We start from the raw sequence: 6,083 nt of genomic DNA, 5'->3' as shown, positions 1-6,083 counted from the left end.
AGACAGGACAAAAGATCAGTGTGACCTTGTATGGCTTGAGAATCTGAATCTTCGCGGAGGTTTTAAGGCAGATATCATGAAATACATTTCCGATAAACATCCGGATCTGGTGCCGCTGTATGACGAAATCTATAATAAAAAGAACCGCAGCTATTTTGAAGCGCTGGAAAAGAAAGCAGAAGAGCTGGCTAAAAAGTATGATTGCAGGTTTGTTGATAATGAAACTCCGTATGAGAGAGTAGAGAAAGGACATCCAACAATCGTAGATTACTTTTACCACGAAGAAGTAAGAGGAACTGCCAATAGTGGAAAGAGAAATGTAATACATAATCCTTGATGGAAGAATAAACCGGAATTTAAAGATTCGATAGCATTACAATAAATACCATTTTGCATTTGGTAAATTATTGGATTGAAGGTAAGGACAAGTAATATGGCTTTTCGTAGGACCCTTAGTGATCTTATTCGGCTGTATGCTGATGAGATTGCTGATATGGATGTAGATATTTGCCAGTATGATAAAAGATATGATGTGTGGGGATGCTTTTAGCATTGCTTGTTAAAACTGAAATTAAACGGCCCGTTTTCTTAATAGAAAGCGGACCTTTTTATTTTAGTACATTATCAGTTCTACAGTCGATTAACTTAAGCAGGAGAATTAGCTTTGTCATCTGAGGCATATATAGCCTTCAATATTATAGGTGTCAGAATTGAGCTTAATATTATCAACAGGATTACTGCGGTAAAGTATCTGCTGTCAACGATACCAGCTTTTAAACCTCTTTGAGCTACGATAAGTGCAACTTCGCCTCTGGTCATCATACCAACACCAATCTTTAACGAGTCAGAGGTGTTGTACTTAAGGAGCTTTGCAACGATGCCACAGCCTACAACCTTTCCGAGGAGTCCAACTACAACAAATGCTGCCGAGAATGCAAGGATTGTCATGTCAACAGACCTTAGGTTTGTCTGAAGTCCTACACTTGCAAAGAATACGGGGCCGAATAACATATATGAATTTATGTCCATCTTTCTGTCTATATACTCGGAGTTGTCCAGGGAGCTGAGAATAATACCTGCGACATAGGCTCCGGTGATATCAGCTACTCCAAAGTACTTATCTGCAACATAAGACATCGCAAAGGCAAGTGCCAGTCCCATGATCGGGATTCTTCTGGTATGAGGCCATTTTGCTTCTGCTTTTGACATTATCTTAAATATGATCATTCCCACAACAACCGAAAGGGCAAAGAAGGCTACGGTCTTTAAGCAAACAGCTGCAAGATTGGCATTTGGATCTTTCAGACCAAGAACAGCTGTAAGAACCACGATTCCTATTACATCATCGATGATTGCGGCGCTCATGATCGTTGTTCCCACTTCTGTAGAAATCTTTCCAAGTTCCTTTAGAACCTGAACTGTTATGCTCACGGAAGTAGCTGTAAGAATAGTTCCTATAAAGAGTGCTTTTATGAACTCGGTTGATCCGGGAGTTGCAACGCCATAGAAAGCCATGTACAGGAGCGTTCCAAGAACCAGCGGAACTCCAACACCGGTGCATGCAAGGATTGTTGCCTTCAGGCCGGATTTTTTGAGTTTGTCGATATCTGTTTCCAGGCCGGCGCTGAACATCAGAAGGATCACACCGATTTCGGCCATGCCAGACAGGAAATCACTGGGATTAACAAGATTAAGCAGTGTTGGACCTATGAGAAGACCTGCGATGATCTCACCGGCAACCTGTGGCGCATGAAGTCTTCTGGCTATCAGTCCGAATAACTTTGCCATGACGATAATTATAAAAAGATCTCTAAGAATCTGAATTGTATCCATATTTATCCCTCCATCTTATTGATGCTAGGAAATGAGTATGATACTTTTTCTTCTCAAAATCAAGTTAAAAAACTATAATCAGCGTAGCGATAACCCCCCAGGGGGCTTGTGGAGTGGATTTCACAATGCTATCCTTTCCATTGTGTGAGGTAATTTAAGCACAGTGGAGGATACTATATTATGAAGAAAAAATTTCTAGCAGCACTTCTTGCTGCAACCATGACATTATCAATGGCAGCCTGTGGTTCCGGTGCAGGAACTCAGACAACAGAAACTCAGACAACAGAATCTGAGGCATCTGCTGATACACAGGCGACAACATCTGATGATCAGACAGCTGACGCAAGTCAGTCTACAGCTACAGGTGAAAAGATTCTTCACACTGCAGCATCTTTTGCTTATCCAAGTCTTGATGTACATAAGGAGTACTACGGATGGTACACATCAATTTATGGTGTTTCAGAAGCACTGTTTAAGCTCGACGAGACCATGAGTGCTGTTCCATGCCTTGCTAATGATGCAGTTTCTGATGGCACCACATGGACTATTACACTTAATGATGGAGTTCAGTTCTCAAATGGGAACCCTCTGACAGCTGATATGGTCATCAGAAACCTTCAGCGTCTTGCTGCAGAGAACAGTAGATTTGCTTATCTTGGCGATTTTGAAATGACTGCTACAGATGACAAGACAATCGTTATCGATACAAAGGAAGTTTATCCAACTCTTAAGAACGATCTGGCAAGCCCTGAGTGCGGAATGATAGATCTTGATTCAACAACAGATTTTGACAATGCGCCTGTATGCACAGGCCCGTTTGTTGTAAAAGAGTTTATACCTGAGGGTGATGTTACGGTTGTAAAGAATGAGAACTACTGGGGCGGTGATGTCAAGCTTGACGGCGCTGTATTCTACTACATGCAGGAGGATGATCCCAAGCTCCTTGCTATGCAGAGCGGCGAGATCGACTGCTACAACAGCGTTTCATCTGCAGCTCTTGAGGTCTATAACCAGAGCCCTGACCTGTACGATGTAGTTTCAATTCCCGGTGCACGTCTTCAGTACTACATTCTCAATGAGAATACACTTGATGATTCTGTGAGAGAAGCGATCAATCTCACTGTTGATAAGGACAAGATCGCAGAGTACCTTTCTGGTACAGTATCTGCAGCAGTTGGACCATTCTCAACATCAGCTGCTTATGGCAAGGTAAATGTTCCTGCAGTAGATACTGCCAAGGCAAAAGAGCTTTTGGAGGCCGATGGTTATACACTTGGAGCTGACGGCATCTACGAGAAGGATGGTAATAAGCTCAGCATCAGCATTGCATACTATGCAGCAAGATCTCTTGATACTCTTGCAATTCTGATCCAGGAACAGCTTAAGGCTGTTGGTATTGATTCAACACTTAGAGTTGAGGAAGATCCGGATGCTACTTACATTGCAAACGCTGACTTTGATCTTGCTCTTTACTGCATGATCGCTGATAAGTCAGGTGATCCTCTTTACTTCATCGACTCAACTCTTGCAGACGGAGCTTACTACAATGTAGGTGGATTTGAGAGTGCTGAATGCCAGAGCATGATTGAGCAGCTCAGAATTGAGACAGATACTGCAAAGAGAGCAGAGCTTGCCAACAAGATCGTTCAGATTGCTATAGATGACAATGCATTTGGATATGTTGGACTTTTCAATAACACTACAGTTCTTCGTAAGGGCGTAAGCGGATTTGCTGAGTATGTTCCTTTCGATTTCTATGGAGTAGACGCAGAGACTGACATTAATGGCTAAACAAATACTTAAAAGGATCCTGGGACTTGCCCTGATACTTTTAGTGCTGAGCTTTCTTGTGTTTGGCATAATGTATCTGGCTCCCGGTGACCCTGCGGAAAAGAGACTCACCTCCCAGGGTGTGGTGGTCACAAAAGAAATACTGCAAGCGGAGCGGGAGAGGCTTGGCCTCCTCCGCCCCTTTATCGTTAGATATGCAGACTGGCTAAGAAACGTTCTTAGGGGAGATTTTGGCGTTTCCTTTAAGGATGATCTTCCGGTCGCGCCAAAACTGATAAAAGGGCTTAAGAACACATGTGGACTGGCTTTAACCAGTCTGCTTTTGGCGCTTATAATCTCTTTTCCACTGGGGATATGGTCAGCGGTTAAAAAAGGAAAATTGGTAGACCATATTGTTAGGCTCTTTTCATTTATAGGTAATTCTCTTCCGAATTTCCTGATATCAGTACTTTTGATGTATCTGTTTTGCATACATATCAAGGTCTTTCCCGTAATTGCAGATGGAAGCATCAAAGGACTTATGCTCCCTGCACTTTCTCTGGCGATACCCATGGCAGGAAGGTTTACAAGACAGGTTAGGAGTGAACTCCTGGATCAGCTTGGAGAAGAGTATGTTGTGGGAATGAAGTCCAGAAAGGTAAAGGGCAGATTTATTCTTATCAACAATGTCCTTAGAAACAGCCTTGGACACATACTTACAATAATCGGCCTTCAGATCGGAACCCTGATGGGAGGCAGTGTTGTTATTGAGAATATATTCAGATGGCCGGGTATCGGCAAACTTGTGATGGATTCCATAACAGCCAGGGACTACCCTGTGATCATGGGCTTTGTGCTTATTATGGGAACAATCTATGTTGTTATAAATCTGATAGTTGATATTACCTACAGGCTTTTGGATCCGAGGTCTTTTTAATGAACCATAAACGGAAAAAGATTAACAGAATAAAAGTAATAATATCTGCAGGTGTTGCACTGCTTTTGGTGCTTATAGCTCTTTTCGCAAGTGTTATTGCACCTAATGATCCATATGCAACAAGCGCATCAGCCATAAGGTCAGCTCCGTCCGGGGAATTTCTGTTTGGAACAGATAACCTGGGAAGATGCGTGTTTTCAAGAGTTTTATACGGAGCAAGGACAACTATAGCAGCTACATTTATACTGGTTGCGATTTCTTTTATCCTGGGAAGCATTATTGGAATCCTTAGCGGATATTATGGCGGAATATTGGATGAAATTATGATGAGGATTGCCGATATTATGCTGGCATTTCCTCAGATGGTAGTAGCCATCGCGGTTGCGGGCATTCTTGGAGGAGGACTTTCAAGTGCCATGATTGCGCTGGGAATAACTATGTGGACCGGGTTTGCCAGACTTGCACGGAGTCATACTTTTGCCATAAAGAATTGCCCCTACGTGCAAGCTGCAAAACTGGCAGGAAAGAGTGGGCCGGCTATAATGATGGCCCACATACTTCCCAATATAATAGCACCACTTCTTACAAATGCCCTTACACAGATAGGAACCACCATGATAGGTATCTCGGGCCTGTCTTTTTTGGGGCTTGGAGTTGTGCCACCCACTGCTGAGTGGGGGTCAATGATCAATGAGTCCAGGGCATATATACAAATAGCACCTTGGGCTGTGCTGTATCCGGCAATTGCTACCATAGTCACCATCATAGTATTTAACTATCTTGGGGACTGCGTCATGGAATATAGAGATGAGGATTAAGCATGGATACAATACTTAGGATAAACAATCTCTCTGCCGGCTATGGCGATGAGAGTGTTATAAATGATATCTCTTTTGAAGTGGAAGCAGGTAAAAGAGTCTGTATCGTCGGCGAGAGCGGAAGCGGTAAATCTACGCTTCTTAAGGCTATTCATGGCTTTGGAGGCGTGACTAAAACATGCGGAAGTATAGAGACTCCAAAAGACATTTTACTTGGCATTGTGCCTCAGAATCCCGGCGGATCTTTTAATCCCATAAGGACTTACAAGGCACAGATAATGGAGGCGCTAAAAAGTAATAACATCGACTTTAAAATAGATGAAGTTGAGAAGACACTCCAAATTCTGGGACTTAATGATGCTAAAAGAGCGCTTGCATCAAGGCCTTATGAGCTGTCAGGAGGCATGAACCAGCGTATGGCCATTGCCACAACAATGCTCTTGGAGCCGGGGATTTTATTATGCGATGAAGTTACAAGCGCCCTGGATGTTAAGACTGCAGGGATGGTTGTGGAGCAGCTTCTTGAGATCAACAAACTAAATGGTACTACTATTTTGATGGTTACCCACCATTTGGGTATCGCATCTAAAATGGCTGATTACATTGGAATCATGAAAAGTGGCAGGATGCTTGAGTATGGCCCTGCAAAAGAGATCCTGGAGAATCCACAAAACGAGTACACAAAAAATCTCTTGAAGGCCGTACCAAGACTGAAGGTGAGCTGA

The 6,083-nt window shown here is 42.9% G+C and carries 5 protein-coding genes and 1 pseudogene; 5 read left to right on the top strand and 1 reads right to left on the bottom strand.

Annotation, left to right across the window (positions count from 1 at the left end):
• A pseudogene (locus G603_RS0110460) lies at window positions 1–337 on the top strand (radical SAM mobile pair protein B); the annotation flags it as partial.
• Between the two features lie 308 nt (window positions 338–645).
• Here the strand turns inward: G603_RS0110460 and G603_RS0110450 are convergent.
• The gene (locus tag G603_RS0110450; RefSeq protein WP_026518317.1) at window positions 646–1,833 is read right to left on the bottom strand and encodes a cation:proton antiporter; all 1,188 of its coding nucleotides are present in this window, start codon (window positions 1,831–1,833) and stop codon (window positions 646–648) included.
• A gap of 180 nt (window positions 1,834–2,013) precedes the next feature.
• On the opposite strand from G603_RS0110450, the gene G603_RS0110445 reads away from it, so the two are divergent.
• From G603_RS0110445 to G603_RS0110430, 4 genes are read left to right on the top strand one after another with little or no spacing between them, the layout of a single operon-like run.
• The gene (locus tag G603_RS0110445) at window positions 2,014–3,624 is read left to right on the top strand and encodes an ABC transporter substrate-binding protein (RefSeq protein ID WP_026670196.1); all 1,611 of its coding nucleotides are present in this window, start codon (window positions 2,014–2,016) and stop codon (window positions 3,622–3,624) included.
• A complete protein-coding gene (locus G603_RS0110440; RefSeq protein WP_026499101.1) occupies window positions 3,617–4,540 on the top strand; it encodes an ABC transporter permease in 924 nt (307 codons plus the stop codon). Before G603_RS0110445 ends, G603_RS0110440 begins: the two co-directional genes overlap by 8 nt.
• Window positions 4,540–5,358 carry an ABC transporter permease gene (locus G603_RS0110435; RefSeq protein ID WP_022779912.1) on the top strand — a complete coding sequence of 273 codons (819 nt, stop codon included), beginning with the start codon at window positions 4,540–4,542 and terminating at the stop codon, window positions 5,356–5,358. The genes G603_RS0110440 and G603_RS0110435 overlap by 1 nt, the downstream gene beginning before the upstream one ends.
• 2 nt (window positions 5,359–5,360) lie before the next feature.
• The gene (locus G603_RS0110430) at window positions 5,361–6,083 is read left to right on the top strand and encodes an ATP-binding cassette domain-containing protein (RefSeq protein WP_026670195.1); all 723 of its coding nucleotides are present in this window, start codon (window positions 5,361–5,363) and stop codon (window positions 6,081–6,083) included.

The sequence above is a fragment of the Butyrivibrio sp. AE3006 genome, from assembly GCF_000424165.1.
Classification (GTDB): Bacteria; Bacillota; Clostridia; order Lachnospirales; family Lachnospiraceae; genus Butyrivibrio.
The sequence above is the reverse complement of the archived record's forward strand: the minus strand, read 5'-3'. Positions and strand labels throughout refer to the sequence as shown.